This window comes from Microbacterium sp. Leaf436, from assembly GCF_001424715.1.
GTDB lineage: Bacteria > Actinomycetota > Actinomycetes > Actinomycetales > Microbacteriaceae > Microbacterium.
In genome coordinates this window covers 583469-608701 of the sequence record NZ_LMRB01000002.1, presented here as the reverse complement: position 1 = coordinate 608701, position 25233 = coordinate 583469, and the positions used below count along the sequence as shown (strand labels likewise).

27 protein-coding genes are annotated in these 25233 nt (G+C 71.9%); 15 read left to right on the top strand and 12 right to left on the bottom strand.

The window, feature by feature from the left end; all coding sequences use genetic code 11:
- The first annotated feature begins 64 nt into the window (after positions 1 to 64).
- From ASG45_RS07090 to ASG45_RS07075, 4 genes are all read left to right on the top strand, one after another.
- Positions 65 to 2146 (top strand): TPM domain-containing protein, encoded by a 2082-nt coding sequence (locus ASG45_RS07090; RefSeq protein ID WP_055834717.1) that lies wholly within the window; start codon positions 65 to 67, stop codon positions 2144 to 2146.
- A gap of 92 nt (positions 2147 to 2238) precedes the next feature.
- Positions 2239 to 2991, top strand: coding sequence for a PspA/IM30 family protein (locus ASG45_RS07085; protein ID WP_055834714.1), 753 nt, complete (start codon positions 2239 to 2241; stop codon positions 2989 to 2991).
- Positions 2992 to 3058: 67 nt separating this feature from the next.
- The gene (locus ASG45_RS07080) at positions 3059 to 3871 is read left to right on the top strand and encodes an arginase family protein (protein ID WP_055834712.1); all 813 of its coding nucleotides are present in this window, start codon (positions 3059 to 3061) and stop codon (positions 3869 to 3871) included.
- On the top strand, positions 3868 to 4323 hold the full coding sequence (locus ASG45_RS07075; protein WP_055834708.1) for a hypothetical protein: 456 nt from the start codon (positions 3868 to 3870) through the stop codon (positions 4321 to 4323). Before ASG45_RS07080 ends, ASG45_RS07075 begins: the two co-directional genes overlap by 4 nt.
- A 62-nt stretch (positions 4324 to 4385) precedes the next feature.
- On the opposite strand, the gene ASG45_RS07070 is transcribed toward ASG45_RS07075, so the two are convergent.
- From ASG45_RS07070 to ASG45_RS07060, 3 genes are all read right to left on the bottom strand, one after another.
- The gene (locus ASG45_RS07070; RefSeq protein WP_055834704.1) at positions 4386 to 4850 is read right to left on the bottom strand and encodes an SIP domain-containing protein; all 465 of its coding nucleotides are present in this window, start codon (positions 4848 to 4850) and stop codon (positions 4386 to 4388) included.
- Between the two features lie 97 nt (positions 4851 to 4947).
- Positions 4948 to 5691 carry a tyrosine-protein phosphatase gene (locus tag ASG45_RS07065; protein WP_082509304.1) on the bottom strand — a complete coding sequence of 248 codons (744 nt, stop codon included), beginning with the start codon at positions 5689 to 5691 and terminating at the stop codon, positions 4948 to 4950.
- A complete protein-coding gene (locus ASG45_RS07060) occupies positions 5688 to 6218 on the bottom strand; it encodes a carboxymuconolactone decarboxylase family protein (RefSeq protein WP_055834702.1) in 531 nt (176 codons plus the stop codon). The genes ASG45_RS07065 and ASG45_RS07060 overlap by 4 nt, the downstream gene beginning before the upstream one ends.
- Before the next feature lie 156 nt (positions 6219 to 6374).
- On the opposite strand from ASG45_RS07060, the gene ASG45_RS07055 reads away from it, so the two are divergent.
- The 8 genes from ASG45_RS07055 (at position 6375) to ASG45_RS07020 (ending at position 13981) form a co-directional block, all read left to right on the top strand.
- Positions 6375 to 7292, top strand: coding sequence for an alpha/beta fold hydrolase (locus tag ASG45_RS07055; RefSeq protein ID WP_055834698.1), 918 nt, complete (start codon positions 6375 to 6377; stop codon positions 7290 to 7292).
- 170 nt (positions 7293 to 7462) lie between these two features.
- Positions 7463 to 8974: an ABC transporter substrate-binding protein gene (locus ASG45_RS07050; protein ID WP_055834696.1), complete on the top strand. Its 1512-nt coding sequence runs from the start codon at positions 7463 to 7465 to the stop codon at positions 8972 to 8974.
- Entirely contained in the window at positions 8971 to 9921 is a 951-nt protein-coding gene (locus tag ASG45_RS07045; RefSeq protein WP_055834693.1) for an ABC transporter permease, read from the top strand. The genes ASG45_RS07050 and ASG45_RS07045 overlap by 4 nt, the downstream gene beginning before the upstream one ends.
- The gene (locus tag ASG45_RS07040) at positions 9918 to 10787 is read left to right on the top strand and encodes an ABC transporter permease (protein WP_055834690.1); all 870 of its coding nucleotides are present in this window, start codon (positions 9918 to 9920) and stop codon (positions 10785 to 10787) included. The genes ASG45_RS07045 and ASG45_RS07040 overlap by 4 nt, the downstream gene beginning before the upstream one ends.
- A complete protein-coding gene (locus ASG45_RS07035) occupies positions 10784 to 11686 on the top strand; it encodes an ATP-binding cassette domain-containing protein (RefSeq protein WP_082516498.1) in 903 nt (300 codons plus the stop codon). Before ASG45_RS07040 ends, ASG45_RS07035 begins: the two co-directional genes overlap by 4 nt.
- Entirely contained in the window at positions 11683 to 12471 is a 789-nt protein-coding gene (locus ASG45_RS07030) for an ABC transporter ATP-binding protein (protein WP_082516497.1), read from the top strand. Before ASG45_RS07035 ends, ASG45_RS07030 begins: the two co-directional genes overlap by 4 nt.
- A gap of 138 nt (positions 12472 to 12609) precedes the next feature.
- The gene (locus tag ASG45_RS07025) at positions 12610 to 13668 is read left to right on the top strand and encodes a M4 family metallopeptidase (RefSeq protein WP_055834687.1); all 1059 of its coding nucleotides are present in this window, start codon (positions 12610 to 12612) and stop codon (positions 13666 to 13668) included.
- Positions 13655 to 13981, top strand: a complete 327-nt coding sequence (locus ASG45_RS07020) for a protealysin inhibitor emfourin (protein ID WP_055834684.1) — start codon at positions 13655 to 13657, stop codon at positions 13979 to 13981. The genes ASG45_RS07025 and ASG45_RS07020 overlap by 14 nt, the downstream gene beginning before the upstream one ends.
- Before the next feature lie 30 nt (positions 13982 to 14011).
- Here ASG45_RS07020 and ASG45_RS07015 read toward each other — a convergent pair whose 3' ends face one another.
- The 3 genes from ASG45_RS07015 to ASG45_RS07005 all read right to left on the bottom strand — a co-directional run bounded on the left by ASG45_RS07015 (position 14012) and on the right by ASG45_RS07005 (position 15854).
- Entirely contained in the window at positions 14012 to 14623 is a 612-nt protein-coding gene (locus tag ASG45_RS07015; protein WP_055835940.1) for a GNAT family N-acetyltransferase, read from the bottom strand.
- A 62-nt stretch (positions 14624 to 14685) separates the two neighbouring features.
- Positions 14686 to 15372, bottom strand: a complete 687-nt coding sequence (locus ASG45_RS07010; protein WP_055834681.1) for a uracil-DNA glycosylase — start codon at positions 15370 to 15372, stop codon at positions 14686 to 14688.
- On the bottom strand, positions 15369 to 15854 hold the full coding sequence (locus ASG45_RS07005; RefSeq protein WP_055834678.1) for a phosphoribosyltransferase: 486 nt from the start codon (positions 15852 to 15854) through the stop codon (positions 15369 to 15371). Before ASG45_RS07005 ends, ASG45_RS07010 begins: the two co-directional genes overlap by 4 nt.
- Before the next feature lie 158 nt (positions 15855 to 16012).
- Between ASG45_RS07005 and ASG45_RS07000 the strand changes: the two genes are divergently transcribed.
- Positions 16013 to 17512 carry an MFS transporter gene (locus ASG45_RS07000; RefSeq protein WP_200943399.1) on the top strand — a complete coding sequence of 500 codons (1500 nt, stop codon included), beginning with the start codon at positions 16013 to 16015 and terminating at the stop codon, positions 17510 to 17512.
- A gap of 160 nt (positions 17513 to 17672) precedes the next feature.
- On the opposite strand, the gene ASG45_RS06995 is transcribed toward ASG45_RS07000, so the two are convergent.
- Entirely contained in the window at positions 17673 to 18461 is a 789-nt protein-coding gene (locus ASG45_RS06995) for an SDR family oxidoreductase (RefSeq protein ID WP_200943398.1), read from the bottom strand.
- 135 nt (positions 18462 to 18596) lie between these two features.
- Here ASG45_RS06995 and ASG45_RS06990 point away from each other — a divergent pair, with 135 nt between their 5' ends.
- On the top strand, positions 18597 to 19919 hold the full coding sequence (locus ASG45_RS06990; RefSeq protein ID WP_055834673.1) for a bifunctional o-acetylhomoserine/o-acetylserine sulfhydrylase: 1323 nt from the start codon (positions 18597 to 18599) through the stop codon (positions 19917 to 19919).
- 251 nt (positions 19920 to 20170) lie between these two features.
- On the opposite strand, the gene ASG45_RS06985 is transcribed toward ASG45_RS06990, so the two are convergent.
- Complete coding sequence (locus ASG45_RS06985) at positions 20171 to 20869, bottom strand: SDR family NAD(P)-dependent oxidoreductase (protein WP_055834669.1); 699 nt, start codon at positions 20867 to 20869, stop codon at positions 20171 to 20173.
- A gap of 52 nt (positions 20870 to 20921) precedes the next feature.
- Entirely contained in the window at positions 20922 to 21320 is a 399-nt protein-coding gene (locus ASG45_RS06980) for a DUF4259 domain-containing protein (protein WP_055834668.1), read from the bottom strand.
- Between the two features lie 79 nt (positions 21321 to 21399).
- Between ASG45_RS06980 and metX the strand changes: the two genes are divergently transcribed.
- Positions 21400 to 22605: a homoserine O-acetyltransferase MetX gene (gene metX, locus ASG45_RS06975; RefSeq protein WP_055834665.1), complete on the top strand. Its 1206-nt coding sequence runs from the start codon at positions 21400 to 21402 to the stop codon at positions 22603 to 22605.
- 287 nt (positions 22606 to 22892) lie between these two features.
- On the opposite strand, the gene ASG45_RS06970 is transcribed toward metX, so the two are convergent.
- From ASG45_RS06970 to ASG45_RS06955, 3 genes are all read right to left on the bottom strand, one after another.
- On the bottom strand, positions 22893 to 24140 hold the full coding sequence (locus ASG45_RS06970; RefSeq protein WP_055834660.1) for an MFS transporter: 1248 nt from the start codon (positions 24138 to 24140) through the stop codon (positions 22893 to 22895).
- A gap of 225 nt (positions 24141 to 24365) precedes the next feature.
- On the bottom strand, positions 24366 to 24821 hold the full coding sequence (locus tag ASG45_RS16600; RefSeq protein WP_235561582.1) for a hypothetical protein: 456 nt from the start codon (positions 24819 to 24821) through the stop codon (positions 24366 to 24368).
- A gap of 16 nt (positions 24822 to 24837) precedes the next feature.
- A complete protein-coding gene (locus ASG45_RS06955; RefSeq protein WP_055834652.1) occupies positions 24838 to 25164 on the bottom strand; it encodes a thiamine-binding protein in 327 nt (108 codons plus the stop codon).
- Positions 25165 to 25233 lie beyond the last annotated feature (69 nt).

Sequence of the window (25233 nt, the reverse complement as noted above, 5' to 3'; positions counted from 1 at the left end):
GGTCCTTCCCCGGTGTCGGCGGTCGTTTATAGGCTGGGGACTTCGAGTCGTCGAAAGGGGAGGCATGCGAAAGCCGAAGGCGGCACACGTGCTGGCGACTCTGCTGCTGGTCGTGGGGGGAATCCTCGGCGGGCCTCTCGCGGCCCTCGCCGTTCCCCCTCCCTCGCTGGGCTCCAGCTACGTCGTCGACCAGGCCGACGTGCTCACCGACGCGCAAGAGGCGCAGGTGCAGTCGCGCATGATCACGCTGTCCACGCAGACGGGGCTCGACCTGTGGGTCGTGTACGTCGACGGGTTCACCGACCCGCCCGCCGCCGAGGACTGGGCGAACGAGACGGCCAACCGCAACCAGCTCGGACCCCACCAGTACCTGCTCGCCGTCGCGATCGAAGACGGCGCCGCCACGTTCTACCTCTCGGGCGACGTCGACGACGGCGCACTGACCGCCGCGCAGCTCGGCGCCATCGAGCAGGAACGCGTGCAGCCCCTGCTCGCCGCGGGTGACGACGCGGGGGCGGCGATCTCGGCGGCCGACGGCATCCGCGCCGCCTACTCCGAAGCGGGGGGCAACCAGCCCGCTCCCCCGCCCACTCCCGCCACGCAGAGCGGACCGGCGATCGGACCCATCGTGGTGGTGGGCCTGCTCCTCGTGGCCATCGCGGGCGGACTCGTGTGGTTCGGCCTGCGCCGTCGGCGCGCGACGGTGGGCGCCGCGGGAGGCCCCGCCGAGAGCATCGACGACCTCTCCCGGCGCGCGGGGTCGGCGCTGGTCGCCACCGACGACGCCGTCAAGACCAGCGAGCAGGAGCTCGGCTTCGCCCGCGCCCAGTTCGGCGACGCCGCCGCCGCACCGTTCGTCGAGGTGCTGGCCAAGGCCAAGGCGGACCTCGACGCGGCCTTCTCGATCCAGCAGCAGCTCGACGACGAGACCCCCGAGACCCCCGAGCAGCAGCGCGCCGGGTACGCCGAGATCCTGCGCCTGTGCGCCGCCGCCGACGCGGCACTCGATGCCAAGACCGCGGCCTTCGACGAGTTGCGGGCGCTGGAGGCCGACGCCCCCGCCGCCCTGGCCGCCACGACGCAGCAGCAGACGGCCGTCGCGGCGGCCCTGGCTGCGGCCGAGGCGGATCTCGCGCGTCTGCGTGCGCAGTACGCCGACGACGCCCTGACCACCGTCGCCGACAACCCCGTGCAGGCGCGCGCCCGACTCGACCTCGCCGCTGAGCAGACGGCCGCGGCGCAGGCGACCCTCGGCGCCGGGCGCACGGGCGAGGCGGCGGTCGCCATCCGCGCCGCCCAAGCCGCGGTCGCCCAGGCCGACGTGCTGGAGCGCGCGATCACCACCCTCGGCACCGACCTCGCCGACGCGCAGCAGCGGGCGGGCGCACTCGTCGCCGAGATCGAGGGCGACCTCGCGGCGGCGGCGCAGCTCACCGACCCCGACGGACGCATCGCCGGGGCGGCCGCCTCGGCGCGATCGCAGCTCGACGCCGCCCGCGCGACCCTGGCTCCCCCGCGACCCAGTCCCCTGCGCGCCCTCGAGGGGCTGCAGCAGGCCAATGCCACCATCGACGCCGTGCTCGACGAAGCCCGTGACGCCGCCGAGCGACGCCGCCGCGCCGAGAGCCAGCTCGACGGCACGCTGGCCCAGGCCCGCGCGCAGGTGTCGGCGACCGAGGACTTCATCTCGGCGCGGCGCGGAGCCGTGGGGCCCACCGCACGCACGCGCCTGGCCGAGGCCGGCGCCGCCCTCGTGCAGGCGGAGCAGACGCGCTCCACCGACCCGGCGGCAGCGCTGTCGCTCGCCCAGCGCGCCGCGCAGTTGGGCTCGCAGGCGGGGTCGCTCGCCCAGAACGACGTCGGCGCCTTCGGCGGCGGCGGGGGTCAGGGCGGGGGCGGCGACATGATGGGCGCCCTGCTCGGCGGGATCGCGATCAACTCCCTGCTCGGCGGCGGTGGCCGACGCGGCGGCTTCGGCGGCGGCGGCCTGGGTGGCCTCGGCGGCTTCGGCGGCGGCAGACGGAGCGGCGGCTCGGGCGGCTTCGGGGGCTTCGGCGGCGGCGGACGCTCCCGCAGCGGAGGCGGCAGGGCCGGGGGCGGCGGCGGACGCAGCCGTTCCGGCGGAGGACGTGTCAATCGACGCTGATCCACCCCTATCGGCGACCGGGCCGATCACAGAGAATTCGTAGCATCCGACACCAGACTCGACATCGTCGCCCTCAGGAAGGAACACCCCGCATGGCCAAGCAGTCCATCTTCGGTCGCATCTCGACCCTCGTTCGCGCGAACATCAATTCGCTCCTCGATCAGGCCGAGGACCCGCAGAAGATGCTCGACCAGCTCGTGCGCGATTACTCGAACTCGATCGCCGACGCCGAGTCGGCCATCGCCGAGACCATCGGCAACCTGCGTCTGCTCGAGCGCGACCACCAAGAAGACGTGCAGGCGGCGGCCGAGTGGGGCAACAAGGCCCTCGCCGCCAGCCGCAAGGGCGACGAGCTGCGCGCCACCGGCAACGCGAGCGAAGCCGACAAGTTCGACAACCTCGCGAAGATCGCCCTGCAGCGTCAGATCACCGCCGAGAGCGAGGCGAAGTCGGCCGCGCCCACGATCGCGTCGCAGACCGAGGTCGTCGACAAGCTCAAGGACGGCCTCAACGGCATGAAGGGCAAGCTCGAGCAGCTGCGCTCCAAGCGCAGCGAGCTGCTGGCCCGTGCCAAGGTCGCCGAGGCCCAGAACAAGGTGCACGACGCCGTCAAGTCGATCGACGTGCTCGACCCCACCAGCGAGCTCGGCCGTTTCGAAGACAAGATCCGTCGCGAAGAAGCCCTCGCCGCCGGCAAGCAGGAGCTCGCCGCTTCCAGCATCGACGCCCAGTTCAACGCGCTCGACGACGTGGGCGAGCTCACCGAGGTCGAGGCACGTCTCGCCGCGCTGAAGGTCGGCGGCCCCCAGCGCGCCGCGATCGACGCGCCCAGCCCCGACCTCTGATCGACACCGAGAGTGCATCGCCCGGCCCGCCGGGCGATGCACTCTCGTCTCTTCGCGAGGAACACCCATGACGCGTTTCATCGTCGCCCCGCAGTGGCAGGGCTCGTCGTCGTCGCGGGCGATGCAGCTCATCGACGGCGCCGACGCCATCGCCGGTGACCTGCCCCGTGCCTCGACGACGGTGCTCGAGGCCCCGACCGAGGCAGGAGACGCCCAGGGCACGCGCGTCCACCGGCTCACCGCCCTCTGGCGCATGCGCGAGCGGATCGAAGACGCCGTACGCGGTTCCGTCGAACCGGCGATCGTCGTGGGCGGGGATTGCGGCGTCGCCCTCGGCGCGGTGGCGGCCGTGGCCGACGACGACCTCGCCGTCGTGTGGATCGACGCGCATCCCGACCTCCACACCCCCGCGTCCTCCCCCAGCGGCGCGTTCACCGGCATGGTGCTGCGCGCGATCACGGGCGAGGGCGAAGACCCCCTGCGCCTGCACCCCGGCATCGCCGCCTCGCGTCTCGTGCTGGCGGGCACCCGATCGCTCGACGACGAGGAGCAGCGCTACGTCGACGACAACGCCGTGCGCGTCGTCTCGGCCGACGCGTTGGCCGACCCCGACGCCCTGGCCGACGCGGTCGTCGCCACCGGGGCCTCGCGCGTCTACGTGCACGTCGATCTCGACGTCCTCGACCCCGCCGAGATCTCCGGCGTCGCCCACCCCGTGCCTTTCGGCGCGCGCACGGCCGACGTCGTGGCATCCATTCGTCGCCTGAGAGAACGGATGCCGATGGCGGGGGCGACCCTGACCGAGTTCTCGCCGTCGTCGCCCGCCGCCGCCGTGGACGATCTCGGAACGATCCTTCGACTGATCGGAGCCCTGGCATGAGCCCCCTCCCGCCCCCTCCGGCCGACTGGCGCGAGCGCGCGGACCGCGCCGTCGCGCGCGGTCGCGTCTGGGATCGCTTCATTCCCGCCGTGCTGCTCGACTCCCCCGTCAGCCGCGTCGGCTACTGGTACGGCTGCACGGTCGGGTGGGTGTGGGGATCGCTGTGGAGCACCGGCCGCATCGAGAAGCGGCAGGGCCTCTGGGTGTTCCGCGGCCTGCCCTCGTGGGCGTTCCCGCGCGGCGGAGTGTGCGTCGGGGGATGCTTCCTCACCGGAGACGCCCGCCCCACCGACGTCGTCCTCGGACACGAGGCCGTGCATCACCGCCAGTGGCGTCGCTACGGTTTTCTCATGCCCGTGCTCTACGCGCTCGCGGGCCGCGATCCGCTGGGCAACCGCTTCGAGATCGAGGCGGGCCTGATCGAGGGCAACTACGTGCCGCGAGGCAGCTGAACCGAATCATCACCGTCGGTGTCGACGGCTGCGGGGTCTTCGCGACGCCGCCGGGGCCCGCTTCAGCGTGCGGTCGCCAGACCGAAGCGCTCGGGCGTGTGGATCGACTGCGCGTCGACGCCGTGACGCGCGACCAGGTCGTCGACGATCTCGGCGGTACCCAGGTAGCCGCCCAGCAGGAACACGCGCGTGGCGTCGTCGTCGCAGCACAGCATCTCGCCGGACCAGCCGGCGACGGCCCGCGCCAGGGCCTCGCCCGGGGCGCAACCGCGGCCGGTGCCCGGGGCGCCGCCGCGGCGCGAACGGTCGAGCCACGAGAGCGTCATGCGCGCGGGGGCGGCGATGCGTCCGATCCACGACTCGTCGGGCACCTCGACGAACACCCGCCCGGTCGAGCAGATCGGCAACGTCGCGAGCAGGGCTTGGAGCTCGACGAGAGAGGTCTCGTCGGCGGTCACCAGGTGCTGCACGCGGGTGTGCCGCGACGTGCGGCACGCGGCGTCGTTGTGCTCGGTGGAGGTGGTCATGATGGCTCCCACTATACCGCGAGTGAAGGGTTGCCTAACCTGAGTTCCCCCTTTGTATCTCGACGTCGACGAGACGGCGGGCCTCGGCCCCCGCGGTTCAGCCCACCAGCACCGCACGCAGCCGGCGCAGCTCGTCGTCGCTCAGCCCGTGCGCCCGCAGGTAACCGGCCGGCGAGCCGTACTCGCGGTCGAGCCGGTCGAGCAGTGCGCGCATCACCGGCGCCGGAGACCGGGTCGCCAAGTCTTCGACGTGCACGTTGCCGGGGTGCACCGCGCGGATCGCGGCGAGCACGGCGGCGTTGCGTTCGGCGGGCAGCAGAGCCTCGGTGCGCGCGTAGTCGGCGATGACGGCCTCGCGATCCACCCCCGCCGCGGCGAGCGCGATCGCGACCGTGACCCCCGTGCGGTCCTTGCCGACGGTGCAGTGCACGAGCACGGGCTGGGCGTCGAGCAGGCCGCGCACCACCTCGACGACGCGGTCGGCGGAGTCGTCGACGATGCCGTCGTACATGTCGGCGAGGCTCAGATCGCGCGCGAAGAACGACGCCACCGATCCGAGGAACAGCGGGGTGTGCTGCACGTCGACCGGCACGTCGTCGAAGCGGCTGGGTGCGTGGGCGACCTCGGCCTCGTCGCGCAGGTCGATCACGCGCCGGATGCCGAGCTCGCGCAGCGTCTGCACCCCGGCGTCGTCGAGGTGCACGAGGTTGCCGGAGCGGAACAGCACCCCCTCGCGCGTGCGTCCCTCTCGGGTCGGCAGACCTCCGACGTCGCGGAAGTTCGTCGCACCCGACACGAGCGATCGCGACGCGGACGATCGCGACTCCGGCGACCCGGTCACGCGGGGTCCTCGCCGTGGAGGTGGGCGGCGGGGGCGGGGCCGTCGGCGACGCCCCCGGCGGACCCCCCGCGCGGGGGAACGGGGTACCGACCCGCGATCGCCACGCGGTTGAAGGCGTTGATCGCCACGAGCACCCAGCTGAGGGCGACGTACTCCTGCTCGCTCAAGATGCCGCCGGCCTGGTCGTACACCTCGTCGGGAATGCCGTCTTCGTGGATGAACGTGAACGATTCGGTCAGTTCGAGCGCCGCCCGCTCCCGCTCGTCGAAGACCCCCGACTCACGCCAGGTGGCGATCTGGGCGATGACGTCGGCGTCGAGGCCGGCCTTCACCGCCGCGTCGACGTGCACGCGCACGCAGAAGGCGCAGCCGTTGAGCTGCGACGCGTGGATCTGCACGATCTCGCGCAGCCGCGCGTCGATGCCGGCTTCGGCGGCGATCCGGCCGACCGTGGTCGAGAACGATCGCAGGGCCGCATAGGCCTCGGGAGCCTTCTTCGACAGGTGCACGCGCTGTTCCTCGCCCATGGCGACAGCCTACGGCGGGCGGGTGCGACCGGTGCCGCGTTCGCCGACCCACCGGTCGCGTCCTGCCGTCGATCGGGCGCCGACCGTGACGCCCGCCGTGACGCCCCGAGGCGCCGAGGTGGCGGCATCCGGGCCCGCGATGACAGGGTGGCTGTCATGCCCGAGGTCGACGAGTTCTCGTTCCTTCCCGCGCAGGCCGACGATCTCGGCCTCGACGTCCCCTCCGTCGAGCGGGTGCAGCTCACCCTGCCCGACGGACGCACGCTGAGCGGCCTGCGGTGGGGCGACGCTCCGCCCGAGGTCACCCTGCTGCACGGTGCCGGGCTGAACGCCCACACGTGGGACACGACGCTGCTCCACCTGGGGGTCCCCGCCCTCGCCCTCGACCTGCCGGGCCACGGCGACTCCTCGTGGCGCGACGACGCCGCCTACGTCGCGCGCGTGCTGGCCCCCGACGTCGCGATCGCCCTCGAAGCCTGGACCGAGGGCCCGCAGACGCTGGTCGGGCACTCGCTCGGCGGGCTCACGGCGGCCGCCGTCGCGGCATCCCGTCCCGAGCTCGTCGCGCGTCTCGTGGTCGTCGACATCACCCCGGGGGTCGATCCGAGCGCCGGACCCGCGCAGATCCGCGCGTTCTTCGCCGGCCCCACCGACTGGGCGTCGCGCGACGAGCTGGTCGACCGCGCCCTGTCGTTCGGGCTCGGCGGCACGCGCGACGCCGCGGAGCGCGGGGTCTTCCTCAACTCGCGCGTGCGGGCCGACGGCCGCGTCGAGTGGAAGCACCACTTCGCCCACCTCGCCGCAGCGGCGGCGAACGCCGGTGCCGACGCGACGACCCCGGATGCCGTTCGCGCGGTGCTCTCGAGCACCGGATGGGACGACGTGGCCGGTGTCGCCGCCCCGATCACGCTGATCCGCGGGGAACGCGGTTTCGTCACCGCGGCCGACGCCGACCAGTTCGTCGAACGGGTGCCCGGTGCCGCCGTGCGCGTGCTCCCCACCGGCCACAACGCGCAGGAGGAAGACCCGGCGGCGCTCGCCGACATCATCCGCGACGCGGCCGCCCCCGCCTGAGCCTCGGCGCGGCCCGCGGGGCTCACCCGAAGGCGGGTTCCTCGTCATACGGCGTCGCGCACCGTCATGAAGGACGTGGAGGGAATGCGGGTGAAAGTAGGCTGTTCCCACCCCATGCACGGCATCCACAGCACTCGGATGCCCTCGGCCTGCGAAAGGACATCCCCGCAATGCTGCGCCGCACCGCCCTCGCCACGAGCGCGCTCCTGATCGGAGCCCTCCTCCTCACCTCCTGCACCGGCGGGAACACCGCATCGGCCCCGACCGGTGACGTCGACCCCGACGCCACCCTCACGGTGGGTCTGTCGCTGGAACCGTCGAACCTCGACATCCGCCACACGAGCGGAGCCGCCCTCGAGCAGGCCCTCGTCGACAACGTCTACCAGGGTCTCGTGACCCGCAACGGCGACGACGACAACGCGATCGTCCCGGCCCTGGCCACGGAGTGGACCATCTCGCCCGACGGGCTGACCTACACCTTCACCCTGCGGGAGGACGTGACCTTCCACGACGGCACCGCGATGACCGCCGACGACGTGGTCACCTCGCTGCAGACGGCGAAGGACGACGCGACCATCCAGAACAGCGCCGACCTCGCCAACGTCGCCTCGATCGCCTCGCCCGACGCGTCCACCGTCGTGCTGACGCTCGCGCAGCCGAACATCGACTTCCTGTTCACCCTCACCGGCCGCGCCGGACTCGTGTTCAAGAACGCCGACACGACGAACTTCCAGACCGCCGCGAACGGCACCGGGCCGTTCACGGTGGCGTCGCGCAACACCGGTCAGAGCCTCACGCTCGCCCGATACGACGGGTACTGGGGCGACAAGGCCGGCGTCGCCGAGGTCGTCCTCGACTACATCCCCGACCGCAGCGCGGCCGTCAACGCCGCCGTCAGCGGCGACCTCGACGTCGCCCTCGAGGTCGACCCCGAACTGCAGAGCCAGGTCGAGGGCACCGGGAACTTCACGATCGACACGGGCCTGACCACCGACAAGGCGACTCTGGCGTTCAACAACCAGCGCGCCCCCCTCACCGACCAGCGGGTGCGCGAGGCCCTCCGTCTGGCCATCGACCACGACGCCCTCGTCGAGACGGTCATCGCCGCGCAGACCCTGAACGGTCCGATCCCCCCGCTCGACCCCGGGTACGAAGACCTCACGGGCAGCGTGTCGTACAACCCCGACCGCGCCCGCGACCTGCTCGCCCAGGCCGGTGCCGAGAACCTCGAGCTGACGCTGACGATCCCCAACGTCTACCCCACGTCGATCCCGACGTTCCTCGTGTCGTCGTTCGCCGACGTGGGCGTCACGCTCAAGGTCGAATCGGTGGACTTCTCGACCTGGCTGCAGGACGTCTACACGAACCACGACTACGACCTGAGCTTCGTGCGTCACGTCGAGGCGCGGGACTTCGGCAACTGGGCGAACCCCACGTACTACTTCGGGTACGACAACGCGACGGTGCAGAGCCTGTACGCGCAGGCCCAGGCGACCACCGACGAGCAGCAGTCCTCCGACCTGCTCGCCGAGGCCGCCCGCATCGTCGACGACGAGGATGCCGCCGACTGGCTGCTCCTGGCCACCCCGCGCACCGCGGTCGGCACGAACGTCGCGAACTTCCCGAAGAACTCGCTCAACGTGCGCCTGCCCCTCGCGGGCGTGACGGTCTCATCGGAGTGATCCGCTACGCGCTGACACGGCTGGGCCTGCTTCTCCTGGGCCTGGCCGTGGCCAGCGCGCTGATCTTCCTGTCGCTGCGGGTGCTCCCCGGCGACGTCGCGCAGCTGATCGCCGGAACGCAGTCGACCCCCGAGCAGGTCGCCGCCCTGCGCGAGAGCCTGGGCCTCGACGTGCCACTGTGGACGCAGTACCTCGACTGGATCGGCGGGCTGCTGCGAGGCGATCTGGGTACCTCCCTGGTCACCGGCGAATCGGTCGCCGCCGAACTCCTCGACAAGGCGCGGGTCACCGTACCCCTCGCGGTCATGTCGCTCACGGTCGCCCTGCTCATCGGCATCCCGCTCGGAGTGCTGTCGGCCCTCGGCCGGCGCACCGCCGGGGGGACCGCCCTCAGCGTCGCGTCACAGGCCCTGGCCGCCGTGCCGGTGGTGTGGGCGGGGATGCTGCTGGTGGTCGTGTTCGCCGTCTGGCTGGGCTGGCTGCCGCCGCAGGGGTTTCCCCGCGCCGGGTGGAACGACCCCGGGGCGGCGTTCCGCGCCCTCGTGCTCCCCGCGCTCACCATCGGCGTGGTCGAGGGCGCGATGCTCCTGCGATTCGTCCGCAGCGCCACCCTGCAGGCCCTCGGACAGGACTACGTGCGCACGGCCGCGGCGAAGGGACTGACCCGCACGCGGGCGTTGGTGCGCCACGGACTGCCGAACGTCGGACTGTCGGTGATCACGGTGCTCGGACTGCAGATCGCCGGCATCATCGTCGGCGCCGTCGTGATCGAGCAGCTGTTCACCCTTCCCGGCGTCGGCCGCATGCTCGTCGCCGACGTCGCGGCGCGCGACCTCCCGAAGGTGCAGGGCGAGCTGCTCGCCCTCACCGGGTTCGTGCTGCTCGTCGGCTTCGTCGTCGACCTCGTGCACCGCCTGATCGATCCCCGCCAGCGGGAGGCCTCGTGAGCACCCTGAAACGCCTGTGGAATCTGGGCACCGGCCGGTTCGGCATCCTGATCGTCGTGCTCCTGGTGATCACGGCCGTGGTGTCGCTGGTGTGGACGCCGTTCGATCCCGCCGCCGTCGACGCGCGTGCGCGCTGGCTCTCCCCCTCGTGGCCGCACGTGCTCGGCACCGACAACAACGGTCGCGACATCGCGAGCCTGCTCATGGCGGGGGCGCGCACGACGATCGTCGTCGCGGTCGGGGCCGGAATGGTCGCGTCGGTGCTCGGCCTCGCCCTCGCCGCCCTCGGCTCGCTCACCGCGCGGTGGATCCGCGAGAGCATCGCCGTGCTCGTCGACATCCTGATCGCCTTCCCCGTGCTCATCATCGCCATGATGATCTCGGCCGTCTGGGGCGGCTCGCTCGCCGTGGTCATCTGGTCGGTGGGGATCGGCTTCGGCGTCAACATCGCCCGCGTGACGCGCCCGGAACTGCGTCGCGTGCTGCACAGCGACTTCGTGCTCGCGGGGCGTGCCAGCGGTTTGACCCCGTGGCAGAACCTCACCCGGCACCTGCTGCCCAACGTCGCCCCCGTCTTCATCGTGCAGCTGTCGTGGGGCATGGCGGTCGCCGTGCTCGCCGAGGCCGGACTGTCGTACCTGGGCTTCGGCGCCCCGGTCACCCAACCGTCGTGGGGGGTCCTGCTGAGCGATCTGCAGTCGTACATCTCGGTGCACCCGCTCACCGTCGTCTGGCCGGGGCTGGCGATCACCCTCACCGTGCTGGGGCTCAACCTGCTCGGCGACGCCCTGCGCGAAGCCGCCGACCCGACGCTGGCCCAGCGTGCACCCGCCGCCCGCACCCACGTTCCGGGAGTGGTCGCATGAGCCTCGTCGTGAAAGACCTGCGCATCGAGATCGGCGGCCGCGCCGTCGTCGACGGCGTGTCGTTCGAGGTGCCCGACGGCGCGCGGGTGGGCATCATCGGCGAATCGGGCTCGGGCAAGTCCCTCACCGCCCTGGCGATCCTGGGGCTGCTACCCGACGACGCCCGGGCCTCGGGGAGCGTGAGATGGAACGACCGCGAGATCCTGGGTCTCGACGACCGCGAGCTCGCGAGACTGCGCGGCGACGACATCGGCATGGTCTTCCAGGAGCCGCGGACCGCCCTCAACCCCATCCGCACGGTCGGACGCCAGATCGGCGAATCGGTGCGCATCCACGAGGGCGTCTCCCGCCGAGAGGCGGCGCGCCGCGCCGTGATCGAGGCGGAACGCGTCGCCCTCCCCGACCCGGAGCGCATCATCGCGCGCTATCCGCACCAGCTCTCGGGCGGTCAACGCCAGCGGGTCGCGATCGCGATGGCGCTCGCGTGCCGTCCCCGTCTGCTGATCGCCGACGAACCGACCACGGCCCTCGACGTCACCATCCAGGCCGGGATCCTGTCGTTGCTGCGGTCCCTGGTCCACGACGCCGGGATGTCCCTCGTCTTCATCACGCACGATCTCGCGGTGCTGGCGCAGGTCGCCACCCACGCCGTGGTCCTCGAGCACGGCCGCGTGGTCGAGCACGGAGCGGTCGCCGACCTGCTGCGGGCGCCGTCGTCGCCGGTCACGCGAGCGCTGTTGCGTGACGCGACCGCGACGCTCTGGCATCCCGAGACCGCCGGTCACGATGCCGCGACCCCGGCCGGCGTGCCGGTCGAGCCCGCACAGCGCGACGCGGGCGGGTCCGGCGCGACCGCCGCCGCCCCCGACGCCGCGCCGACCGGTGGGGAGACGCCATGACCGAGACGCTCATCCACGCGCGCGGGCTCTCGCGCACCTATCCCGCACCGCGGAAGGACTTCGCCCGGCCCGAACGCACGACGGCCCTCGACGACGTCGACCTGTCGGTGCTCGCGGGCTCGGCGGTGGGGATCATCGGCGAGTCGGGATCGGGCAAGTCCACGCTCGTCCGGCTGCTGCTGGGCCTGGACACCCCGTCGGCGGGCACCGTGGAGGTGACGGGGCGCCCCGTCGTCGCCGGCGGCTCCGCCCGCTCGCTGCACTGGCTGCGCCGCACCACCGGCATGGTGTTCCAAGACCCGTACGCGTCGCTCGATCCGCGCATGGACGTCGGTCGCACCGTGGGCGAACCCCTCTGGGCCCTGGGCGTCGACGGCGACCGGCGCGCCCGGGTGCGCGACGTGCTCGTGCAGGTCGGCCTCGATGCCGACATGGCTTCGCGCTTCCCCCACGAGTTCTCGGGCGGTCAGCGCCAGCGCATCGCGCTCGCGCGCGCCATCGTGCACCGCCCGCGGATCCTCGTCGGCGACGAGCCGCTGTCGGCCCTCGACGTGACCGTGCGCGCGCAGATCCTGCGCCTCCTCGCGCGCCTGCGCGCCGAAGAAGACCTGACCCTCGTGCTCGTCTCGCACGACATCGGCGTCGTGCAGAGCGTGTGCGACCAGGTCGTGGTGATGAAGGACGGCAAGGTCGTCGAGCAGGGCCCGACCGAGAAGGTGCTGCTGCAGCCCCAGGCGGCGTACACGCGGCAGCTGCTGGCGTCGATCCCGACCCTGCCGCGCTGAAGTCTCACCGCCGCCCCGGGAACGGGCTTCGGCGCGGCGGTCTTCGCGCGGATGGCCCCATCCCGTGCGCTGCGGAGCGCCGTCGTGCGCGTGAGCAAGGGATGCCGCGATGTCGGAGGTCGGCGCTAACCTCGGCGCATGTACCCCGGCATCGTTCCCCCGTTCCTGCTCGATCGGCTCGCGTCCACCGACGACCCGCGGCTCGCACGCGCGGCCGCCGCGGCACGCAAGACCCTGGCGATGCCGCGACCGCCGCGGCCCACCCGCACCCGGCTCCGGCTGTCGATCGACGGCGACGCGCTCGTCGCCGAGGCGGTTCCCGCCCCCGATCGCATCATCTCCGACGCGCAGAACAGCGAGAACCTGCCCGGTCGACGCGTGCGCAGCGAAGACGAAGAGCCCGTCGGCGACGCCGCCGTCGACGAGGCGTACGACGGTCTCGGTGCCACGTACGACTTCTTCTGGGAAGCCTTCGCGCGCGACGGCATCGACGCGGCGGGCGGCTCGCTGCTCGCGACGGTGCACTTCGGCGACGACTACGACAACGCGTTCTGGAACGGCGAGCGCATGGTGTTCGGCGACGGCGACGGCGAGGTGTTCGTCGGGTTCACCCGCTCGCTCAGCGTCATCGCGCACGAGCTCGGCCACGGGGTGACCGAGGCCGCCGGGGGTCTCGAGTACCAGGGGCAGTCCGGCGCCCTGAACGAGTCGCTGTCCGACGTGTTCGGCGTCCTCGCCGAGCAGCACCGGCTCGGCCAGAGCGCCGACGAAGCGTCGTGGCTGATCGGCGCGGGCATCTTCGCGCCCGACGTGCAGGGCGAAGCACTGCGGTCGATGAAGGCACCCGGCACCGCCTACGACGACGACGTGCTCGGCACCGACCCGCAGCCCGGACACATGCGCGACTACGTCGAGACCGACGACGACAACGGGGGCGTGCACATCAACTCCGGCATCCCCAACCGCGCCTTCCACGTCGCCGCGACGACACTGGGCGGCTTCGCCTGGGAGCGCGCCGGACTCATCTGGTACCGCACCCTCACCGCGGGCACCCTCTCCCCCACCGCCGACTTCGCCGCCTTCGCCGCCGCCACGCGCGCCACCGCCGCCAGCGAGTACGGTGAGGAGTCCGAGGAGGTCGCCGCCGTCCGCGCCGCATGGGTCGCAGTCGGCGTCGAGGAGGATGCCGCAGCCTGACGCCGCGAACGACGAGCGCTTCGCCGTGGTCGTCGTGCGCTCGGGTGGCCTCGCCGGGCTGCAGAAGCAGTGGCGGGCTGAGCCCGACCCGGCGCGTCTTGCTCAGTGGCGCGAACTCGTCGAGAGCTGCCCGTGGGATGCCGCCCCCTCGGCGTCGTCGGGTGCCGATCGCTATCAGTGGCGCATCGAGGTGCATCGCGGAGGCATCGCCGTGCGGCGGGTGCGACTCAGCGACGGTCAGGTCGACGGTCCCTGGCGCACGCTCGTCGACGAGGTGCGCCGGGCCGCGCCGGCGACGCCGCGGCGGCGCTGACCCGAGAGGCGCGGGGGCGCGCGGCTCGCGTCAGCCGAACAGCCTCCGACGCTTCTTCTTCGACACGATGCTCTTCTGCAGGTACACGACTCCGAGCCAGCGGCCGAACTTGAAGCCCACGCGGCCCATGCGACCCACCTCGGTGAACCCCAGCTTCTCGTGCAGGGCGATCGACGCGTCGGCGCCCTTGTCGCTGATCGCGGCGACCATCTCGCGGATGCCGAGCTCCTGGCACGCGGAGATCAGCGCCTCCAGCAGGGCGCGGCCCAGTCCCTTGCCCGCCGCGGCCTGACCGAGGTAGATCGAGTTCTCGACCGTGTACCGGTACGCCGACTTGGACTGCCAGGGCTGCACCAGCGCGTACCCGAGCACTTGACCGCTGGGCGACTCCGCCACGAGGAAGGGCAGTCCGAGCTTGTTCAGCGTGGCGAACTTGTCGCGCCACTTCGCGATCGTCCAGGCCTTCTCGTCGAAGGTCACGACGGAATTGCGCACGTAATAGTTGTAGATCTCGCGGATGTGGGGGATGTCGGCCTCGGTGGCCGGGCGGATCTCATACGTGAACGGCCGTTCGGGCTCCGGCGCGCGCCGCAGGTGCGTGGGCAACCGACGGCGGGCCTTCTCGTACTCCTCTTCCAGCACGCTCGACACTTTACGCACAGCGGCGTTTCGAGCGTGTGACCCCGGGCCGCGCGGCGCCGTCGTCAGGCCGGGAGACGCCAATCGACGGGGTCGGCGCCCTGCTCCTCGAGCAGGGTGTTGACCCGCGAGAACGGCTTCGAGCCGAAGAACCCCCGGCTGGCCGACAGGGGCGACGGATGCGGCGACGACACGATGGCGGTGTCACCGAGCAGGGGGGCCAGGTTCATGGCATCCTTCCCCCACAGCACCGCGACCAGCGGAGCCTCGCGGGCGACGAGGCTGCGGATGGCATGGTCGGTCACGCGCTCCCACCCCCACCCCCGATGGGATGCCGGGGAGCCCGGCGCCACGGTGAGCACACGGTTCAGCAGCATGACGCCCTGCGCGCCCCAGGCCGAGAGGTCGCCGTGCGGCGCGGGGGCGATCCCCAGGTCGTCGGAGAGCTCGCGGTAGATGTTCGACAGGCTCCGCGGCACGGGCCGCACGTGCGGGTCGACCGCGAACGACAGGCCGATCGGGTGCCCCGGGGTGGGGTACGGATCCTGGCCGACGATCAGCACGCGCACCGCGTCGATCGGCGTGCGGAACGCACGCAGCACGAGGTCACCAGCGGGGAGGTACGGCTGCCCCTCGGTGCGCAGGCGCTCCCCGAGCGCCGCGATGTCGTCGGCGACGGGGGCGAGGGGCGTCACCCACGACGCGTCGATCAGGCCGGCATCGGCGAGCTGCGCGAGAGTCTTGCCGCTCACGCGGCGTCTTCTTCGTGCACCGACCCTTGGTGCGACCAGGGGAAGTCGATCCAGAGATCGGTGTCCTTCCACGCGTAATCGGGGGTGATGATCGTCGACGGCTTCGTGTAGATCACGGCGGAACGGGTCTCGGCGCCGTGCCGGCCGAGGAGCTTCACGGCGAGGTCGAGGGTGCGACCGCTGTCGGCGACGTCGTCGACGAGGAGCACCCGTCGTCCGGTGAGGTACGACAGGTCGAGCTCGGGGGGCAGCAGTTCGGGCGCATCGAGGACGGTGCCGACGCCGGTGTAGAACTCGACGTTGAGAGCGCCGCAGTTCTTCACACCCAGTCCGTACGCGATGGCGCCGCCCGGCAGCAGTCCGCCTCGGGCGATCGCGACGACCACCTCGGGGTGGAACCCGTCGGCGACGATCGCCCGGGAGATGTCGCGCGTGGCGACCCCGAAATCGTCCCAGCTCAACCGCTCGCGCTCGTCCGTCACACCGGACTCCTCTCGTCGACTCGTCTCACCCTAGGGCGTGATCGGGACGCCGCCGCGCCCGATGCCGCCTCGTCGCGGGGTGCCCGGTGCGATCCGTGGCACCCCGGCGGGGAGTCGATTCCGGATGCCGAGGACGGCGGCGGTGCTATCGTCGCGCCATGTCGCGCATCTCGGGTGCGGTCGGACGGGTGCGCACCTCGGCGCTCGGGGTGACCGCCGGGCTCATCGGGTGGTTCGTGCTGGTGGAGCTCGCCAGCGGCATCCTGCAGGGGTTCTACGTCCCCCTGCTGCCCGACATCGTCACGCACCTGGGGATCCGCGACGCCGACGTCAACTGGTTCGAAGCCGCGCAGCTTCTGCTGTCGGCGCTCGTGCTGCCGGTGCTGGCCAAACTCGGCGACATGTTCGGGCACAAGCGCGTGCTGTTGTTCTCGGCGATCGCGACCGCGGCGGCGAGCTGGTGGCTCGTCTTCGCCGACTCGTTCACGACGTTCCTGCTGGCCTGGGCCCTGCAGGGCTTCTACGTCGTGTGGCTGCCGCTCGAGATCGCCCTGATCTTCGACCGTGGACGCCGGCAGCAGCGGGGGGTGTCGCAGACCCGCCGCGCCGCAGGTCTGCTCGTCGTGGGATTGCAGGCCGGCGCGATCATCGGCGCCCTGGCTGCGGGGCGCCTGTTCACCGCGACCGGGGGCGATCTGCGACTCTCGCTCGCCGTCCCCGCGATCGTCGTGACGCTCATCTGCCTGGTGATCTGGTGGGGCGTGCCCGAGTCCGAGCCGTCGACGAGCGACCGCCGCCTCGACCTCGGCGGCTTCACGATCCTCGCCGGCGCTCTGCTCTGCGTCACCGGCGCCCTGTCGTTCGTGCGGCTCCCCGACGGCCCGGGTCCGATCGCGATCGTCGGGCTGCTGGCCGCGGGCCTCGTGCTGGGCGTGGTCTTCGTGTTGTTCGAGCTTCGTCAACGCGACCCGGCCATCGACATCCGCGTGCTGCGCCGCCCCGAGATGTGGCCGGTGCAGGCCACGGCCTTCCTCGTGGGCATCAGCCTGCTGGGAGCGCAGGGCCCGCTCGCGACCTACGCCGGCACCGACCGCGCACTCGGCTACGGCCTGGGTCTCGACGCCGCGGACCGGTCGAACGTCATCGGCGTCTACCTCGTCTCGCTCATCGTCGGCGCCGTGCTGTTCGCCGTGACCTCGCGGTGGGCGCGTCCGCGCGCGATGCTGATCGGGGCGGCGACGCTCGTGGGCGCGGGATACGCGCTCCTGCTCCCCCTGCACGTCGAGCTCTGGCAGGTGCTGCTGTGCCTCGCGATCGCCGGGATGGGCTCGGGCGCCCTCGTCGCGGCGATGCCCGCGGCCGCGGCCGCCGCCGCTCCTCGCGGGCAGACGGGGGTGGCATCCGCCCTCACCAACACCACCAAGACCGTGGGCGGGACCATGTCGTCCGCCGTCTTCGGCGTAGTCCTCGCCGGTGGAGCCGGGGCGGCCGTGGCCGCCACCGCCGCACCGCTCTCGGGCTACCTGACGGTGTGGGCGATCTGCGCGGCGGGCGGATTCGCCGCGGCCGTGCTGCTGTTCTTCGTGCCGAAAGTGGCGTTCGCCGACAGTGCCGAGACCGAGACCGCCGCCCACGCCGCACGCGGCGAGGTGGCCTGAACGACGACCTCGGGCTCGACCGGCCGAGGATCGATGGGCTGGCGGCAATGCGGCGGTGAGACCGACGGTGACGGCCGTTCAGCTGCTCCTTGCGTTCACTCCGACGGGGACAGCCCATCGGCGACACGGGCGCCAGCTCTGCCGGGAACCGGCCTCTCGGCTACTCCGGGCGCTCGCTCTGGCGGGGGCGCAGCGGCCCCCGCGCGAGCAGGTGCTGCGCCGACTGCGCGACGGGACGCATCGTCACGAGGTCGAGGTTGACGTGCCCCGGTGCATCGAGCGCGTAGGCGATGACGTCGGCGACGTCGTCGGCGACCAGGGGGGCCTCGACGCCCTCGTAGAGCTTGTCGACGGCATCGTGGTCGCCGCCCACGCGGTTGAGGGTGAACTCCTCGGTGCGCACCATGCCCGGCGCGATCTCGATCACACGGATCGGTTCGCCGTTCAGTTCGAGCCGCAGGGCGTTCACGAGCATGGCCTCGCCCGCCTTGGCGGCGTTGTACCCCGCCCCGCCCGGGTACGCCGTCTGCGCGGCGGTGGAGGTGACGAACAGCGCGTCCGCGTGCCCGACGCCCGTCGCGGCCTCGCGGAGGAGCGGGAGAAGGGATGCCACGAGCCGCTGCGACGAGAGCACGTTGGCCTCGAACATCCAGCGCCAGTCGTCGGCGTCGCCGTCTTCGACCCGGTCGGTGCCGCGCGCCCCACCGGCCACCTGCACCAGCGCGTCGACGCCACCCGTCTCGGCGAGCCAGGCCGACAGGTCGGCGATGTCGTCGGCGACGGTGAGATCGGCCGCGCGGGCGACGACACCGGTCTCGGCCTCGAGCGCCGCGAGCCGATCGGCCCGGCGGGCGACGCCCACCACGTCCCACCCGCGCGAGCGCAGCAGTCGCGCCGTCGCCTCTCCGATACCCGAACTGGCCCCGGTCACCACTGCACGTCGCGTCATGGCATCCACGCTACCGGCACCCTCCGACACGGGTGTTACGGCCCATGTCCGCCCCTGTTGTCGGTGTCGGAGGCGGTGTCTACGCTCGCATCAGGCCACGGCGACCGCCCAGGCCACCCGAGCTGAGGAGCGGCCATGTCGGCATCCGAGAACTGGCGTTTCGAGACCAAGCAGATCCACACCGGTGCCCAGCCCGATCCGGTGACCAAGGCCCGGGCCACGCCGATCTACCAGACCACCTCGTACGTGTTCGACAACGCCGACCACGCCGCGAACCTGTTCTCGCTGGCCGAGTTCGGCAACATCTACACGCGCATCCAGAACCCCACGCAAGACGTCGTCGAACAGCGCGTCGCGGGGCTCGAGGGCGGCACGGGCGCTCTGCTCGTCGCCAGCGGCCAGGCGGCCGAGACCATCGCCGTGCTCAACATCGCGCAGGCCGGCGACCACATCGTGTCGTCGAGCTCGATCTACGGCGGCACCTACAACCTCTTCAAGTACACCCTCGCGAAGCTCGGCATCGAGACGACGTTCGTCGAGAACCAGGACGACCCCGCCGCCTGGCGTGCCGCCGTGCGTCCCAACACCAAGCTCTTCTTCGCCGAGACCATCGGAAACCCGAAGATCAACGTGCTCGACATGCGCACGGTCGCCGATGTCGCGCACGAGGCCGGCGTGCCGCTCATCGTCGACAACACGATCGCGACGCCCTACCTCATCCGTCCCTTCGAGCACGGCGCCGACATCATCGTGCACTCCGCGACCAAGTTCCTCGGCGGGCACGGCACCACGATCGGCGGCGTCATCGTCGACGGCGGCACCTTCCCCTGGTCGGAGCACTCCGACCGGTTCCCCGGCCTGACCACACCCGATCCCTCGTACCACGGCGCCGTGTACACGCAGGCGGTCGGCGACGGTCTCGCGTACATCATCAAGGCGCGCGTGCAGCTGCTTCGCGACCTGGGTGCCTCCATCGCGCCGCAGAGCGCCTGGCAGCTCATCCAGGGCATCGAGACCCTGTCGCTGCGCATCGAGCGTCACGTGCAGAACGCGCAAGAGATCGCGGAGTGGCTCGAGTCGCACCCCGATGTCGCGACCGTGAACTACTCGGGCCTGCCCACCTCGCCGTGGTACGCCGCCGCCAACAACTACGCCCCCAAGGGCGTGGGTGCCGTGCTCTCGTTCGAGCTCAAGGGCGGTGTCGAAGCGGGTCGCGAGTTCGTCAACTCGCTCAGCCTGTTCAGCCACCTCGCCAACATCGGCGACGTGCGCTCGCTCGTCATCCACCCGGCATCCACCACGCACTCGCAGCTCACGCCCGAGCAGCAGCTCACCGCCGGTGTCACGCCGGGCCTCGTGCGCCTGTCGGTGGGTCTCGAGAACATCGCCGACCTCAAGGCCGACCTCGACCAGGCCCTCGCCGCCGCGCGGCGCCTGTCCGAGGCTTCGCGCGTCTGATCCGCGCTCGCGAAAGGCCCCGACCCGGCCGGGTCGGGGCCTTTCGCGGCGTCGAGGTGTACGGCGTCTTCGTGTCCGGCGCGCCGCGTCGCGTAGCGCGCGGGCAGCTCGGCGTCGCGCAGCGCGCGCAGCGCGGCGTCGGGTGACGAGCGGAGGGCGAGGGATGCCGGGAGGACCCACACCGCGTAACGGCCCTCCCTCCGTCCCACGCCCTCCGCGGATCACGCGCCGCGCACCGCGCGACGCCCGCGTCAGACCTTCTGGCGCGGACGCAGGCTCCCGAGGCCCCCGTCGACCCCGATGATCTGCCCCGTCATCCACGCGTTCTCGGGCGAGAGCAGGAATTCCACCGCGCGAGCCACGTCCTCGGGCTCGCCCAGGCGTCCGAGGGGGTGCATGGCCTCCGACACTCTCCGAGACATGTCGGTCGACGTGAGCTTCGCGGTCAGCCGCGTCTGAACCAGGCCCGGCGCGACGGCGTTCACCCGCAGCCCGTGCGATGCGTAGCTGGCGGCGGCCGACAGCGTCAGCCCGATGACCCCGGCCTTCGCGGCGGCGATGCCGTCGTGGTTCGGCAGTCCCGCCAGGGCCGCGGCCGAAGACACCAGCACCACTGAGCCACCGTCGCGCATGTGCGTCCCGGCTGCGCGCACGGCGGCGAACGACGTGGTCAGAGAGGCGGCGATGAGGCCGTCGTACTGCTCGCGCGAGGTCAGGTGCGCGGGCTTGAGCAGCATCGAGCCCGCGAACACCGCGATGCCGTCGAGCTCGCCCACCTCGCCGACCACGCGGTCGACGGCGTCGAAGTCCGTGGCATCCAGAACGAAGTCGGGCTCGATGACCGAGGAATCCCGCGCCGTCGTGACAACGCGATGACCGGCGTCGCGCAGTCGGGTCGCGGTCGCCCCGCCGATGTCGCTCGAGGCCGCAATGAGAAGGAAGGTCGCCATGCGGCGATTCTGGCCAGCCCTCCGCGCCGGAGGCGGGGGCTGGACAAGGAGGTCAGACGGTGGTCAGCGCCGCGCGCAGGCGTTCGTTCTCGGCGTGCCAGTCGGGGTCGTCCTCCCAGAGCTCGGCCAGTTCACCGTCATCGGAGGTCGCGTGGACGACCGCGGCGTCGGCCAACGACACCAACTCGGCGGACGGCGCCGACGCGCGCGCCACGAACGCCGTGACCGCGTCGGAGAAGGCCCGGCCGGGCACCCGCCCCAGCCCCCGCGCGACGACCTCGGCGGCCGCGATCGCCACCGTCGCGGCGTCGGAGTCGAGCTGCGAGCCCTCGGTATCGGCGGCGACGCGCAGTGCGTCACGCACGACGTTCCAGTCGGTCTGCCCTTCGAGCTCGTACGCCCAGTCGGCGGCGGTGTCGTTCCCGAACGGTTCTGCGCTCCATGCACCCATGCGCCGAATCGTACGCGCGGTCTCCGACATCGACGTAACAGTCCGGTCGGGCCGCCGGCGACCGACGAGAATGGATGCCATGGACTGGCAGATCTCCGAAGACACGGTGCCCTCGGCCCCGGTGACGGAGGCCGATGCCCGATCGCTGCTCGGACGCCCCCCGGCGACCGGCGCGTGGCGCGACGGCGACCCCGCGGGGGACCGCCGATTCGCCTCGTTCGGCACGTTCGCGACCGAGACCGGGCAGTCGCTGCCCCACGTGCGTCTCGCGTACGAGACGTGGGGACAGCTCTCGCCCGCCCGCGACAACGCCGTGCTGATCCTCCACGCGCTCACCGGCGACAGCCATGTGCGCGGTGCCGCCGGTCCGGGGCACCCCACCGCCGGGTGGTGGAGCGACCTCGTGGGCCCCGGTGCGGCCATCGACACCGACCGCTGGTTCGTGGTCGCCCCCAACATGCTGGGCGGATGCCAGGGCTCGACGGGACCGGCGAGCATCGCCCCCGACGGCTACGAGTGGGCTTCGCGCTTCCCGTACCTCACGATCCGCGACCAGGTCGAGGCTCAGGCCCTGCTCGCCGACGAGCTCGGCGTCGAGCGGTGGTTCGCCGTGGTCGGCGGGTCGATGGGCGGAATGCACGCGATCGAGTGGGCCGTCGGCCACCCCGACCGCGTCGCCCGCGCCGCGATCCTCTCGGCCCCGCCGATCACGACCGCCGACCAGATCGCCCTGAACTCGGTGCAGCTCGACACCGTGCGCATCGACCCCCGCTTCGCCGGCGGCGAGTATTACGACGCCGGCGACGGCGACGGCCCGCACCGCGGACTCGCCCTCGCTCGGCGCATGGCACTGCTGAACTACCGCAGCCCGACCGAGCTCAACCAGCGATTCCAACGTTCATGGCAGTCGGGGGTGAGCCCGCTGGGCCGCGGCGGACGCTTCGCCGTCGAGTCGTACCTCGATTTCCACGGCAACAAGTTCACCCGCCGCTTCGACGCGAACAGCTACCTCACCCTCGTCGAGGCCATGAACTCGCACGACGTCGGCCGCGACCGCGACGGCGTCGAAGACGCCCTGGGACGCGTCACGGCGACGACCCTGGTGCTCGGCATCGACAGCGACCGCCTGTTCCCCATCGACGGGCAGCATCGCATCGCCCGCGGCATCCCGAACACGCTCGACGGAGACGACGCCGTCGTGCTCTCGAGCGACTTCGGCCACGACGGCTTCCTCATCGAGACCGCCGCCGTCGCCCTGCACCTGCGTCGCCTTTTCGCGTCCTGACGATTCCGGATGCCGGGCACCGCGGCATCCGTTCCCTCCGGCCCCTCATGGGTCGGGGAAGAGGTCGTGCGTTCCGCGGTATGGCCGGGCGGCGGACGGGCCCCCGGACGCATACCCGGCGCGTTCCGGACCCTCACCCGAGCGGCGCGCCGTCGCCGCGACCGCCCGCACACACCGTCGAGTGTCCAGAACACTCCGCATCCCCGGCCCCAAGGCGGCGTGTCCGGGACACTCGCGCCGGGTTCAGCGCCGCGTCAGCCGCGGCCCGTGGTCGACACGACCCGCGCTCAGCGCTGCGTCGGGATCGAACCGGTGATCGCGGTCTGCGCGGCTTCGGCGGCCGGCACCCGATGTTCGGGGTGGCGTCCGCTGCGGTCCTCGACGCGGTACGAGACCACGGCGACGACCAGTCCGCCCAGGGCGAGCAGCGCTCCGACCCACGCCGGGGCGACGAGTCCGAGGCCCGCGGCGATGGCGAGGCCGCCGAGGAAGGCGCCGAAGCTGTTGCCGATGTTGAGCGCCGAGTGGTTCAACGCCGCGGCGATGGACTGGTTGTCCTCGGCGACGTCCATGAGTCGCGTCTGGATCGCCGGGCTCAGGGCGGCACCGCAGAACGCCACCAGGAACGCGAACAGCACCAGCGCCACGATCCACCCGGCCGTGAGAGCCAGGCCCACCGATGCCGCACCGAGGGCGATGAGCCCGACGTACAACCAGAACCGCAGGTCTTTGTCGGCGAGCGCGCCGCCGACGATGTTGCCGATCGTCATGCCGATCCCCACGAGCACGAGTACGAGCGAGACGGCCCACTCGGGCTGGCCCGCGACATCGGTGATCATGGGCGCGATGTAGCTGTACATCGCGAAGAATCCGCCGAACCCGACGGCGCCGATGCCGAGGGCGAACCAGACCTGTCCGATGCGGAACACGCGCAGTTCGTCACGCAATCGACGACCGGGCGAACCCGGGTGCTTCGGTACGAAGAGGGCGATGCAGATCGTGGCGAGCAGGAAGATCCCGGTCACCACGGCGAACGCCGCGCGCCAGCCGACCTGCTGGCCGAGAAGGGTGCCCAGCGGCACACCGACGACGTTGGCGATCGTGAGCCCGGTGAGGACGAACGCCACGCCCTTGGCGCGATTGCCCGGGCCGAGCGCATCGGCGGCCACCAGGGCGCCGATGCCGAAGTAGGCGCCGTGCGGAAGTCCGGCGAGGAATCGGGATGCCGCGACGAGCTCGAACGTGGGGGCGATGACGGTCAGCAGGGTGAAGAACGCCAGCGCGGCGGCGAGCACGATCATCACGCGATGACGCGGGAACCGTGCCACGGAGCCGGCGATCGTCGGCGCTCCGACGACGACGCCGAGGGCGTATAGCGAGATGAGCCAGCCGGCCTGGGCGATGGCGTCGTCGGGCGAGGCCGCCCACGCACCGGGGACGAGTTCGCGGGCGATGTTGGGCAGCAGGCCCATCACCACGAACTCGGTCATGCCGATGCCGAAGCTGCCGATGGCGAGAGAAAGGAGCGCCCGCATCGCCGCACCTCTCGAGGAAGTCGAAGAGGTCACCTTGCGATGCTAGTCCGCGCGGCCGCGAGCGTCGAATCGTTTCGAGGGCCGGGTGCGGCGGGTGAGGTCGGCGTCACGGTCGACCGTGCACCCCGCGGACTGCTCCTCCCCACCCGCACCGCGGGTGAACTTCTCCCGATGACGGCGGTCGAGCGGTCTCACCCCCACGGAATGCTGACAGTCTGGATCCCCTCAGCGCGGATTGAAGGGATGCCGGACGTGACGGAACCGCAAGTATGGGTGCTCATCGGGACATTCGCCGCGGCTGTTCTGGGCGGCATGACGTTCAGCACGAACCTCATCATGGGGTCGCTCACGAAGGTGATCACGGCGAACACTGACCGGATCGAGGCACGCCTCGACGCCGTTCGCTACGAGACGGTGGCCGAGATCCACGTCACGAGGACCAGGATCGACAGCGTCGAGACCGTTCTCACCGCCAAGATCGACAGCGTCGAAGCCGGCCTCACCGCCAGAATCAACACCGTCGAAGCCGGCCTGAGCGCCAAGATCGACAGCGTCGAGAGCCGCCTGCGCGGAGACCTCGCCCGCATCGACGCCGACGTCACCGCCATCACCAGGCGCATCTGGAACGACCCGCCCGCCGGGTGGGCCTGGCGCGGCCCCACCCGTTCGCGTCACCGTCACGGCTCAGCCGATCGGCTCAGTCGACGTGACGCTCCAGCGCGTCCTCGAGTCGTTCGATCTTGCCGTCGATCTCGCCCGTGTGTCCGGGGCGGATGTCGGCTTTCAGCACCAGCGACACCCGCGATCCGTAGGGCAGCACGGCATCCGTCGCCCGTTTGACGACGTCGAACACTTCGTCCCACTCCCCCTCGACCTCGGTGAACATCGAGGTCGTGCGATGCGGCAGGCCCGAGGCGCGCACGACGGCGACGGCGGCGGCGACGGCGGCGTGCACCGACGCGTCGGGGTTCTCCGAGGCGACGGTTCCGACACCCGAGGGAGCGACAGAGAAGGCGATGAGCATGATTCGAGACTAGGCCGCGGGCGGCCGCGGCGGAACGGGCCGCGTCGCCACCGCGCCGCGAGACGCCGC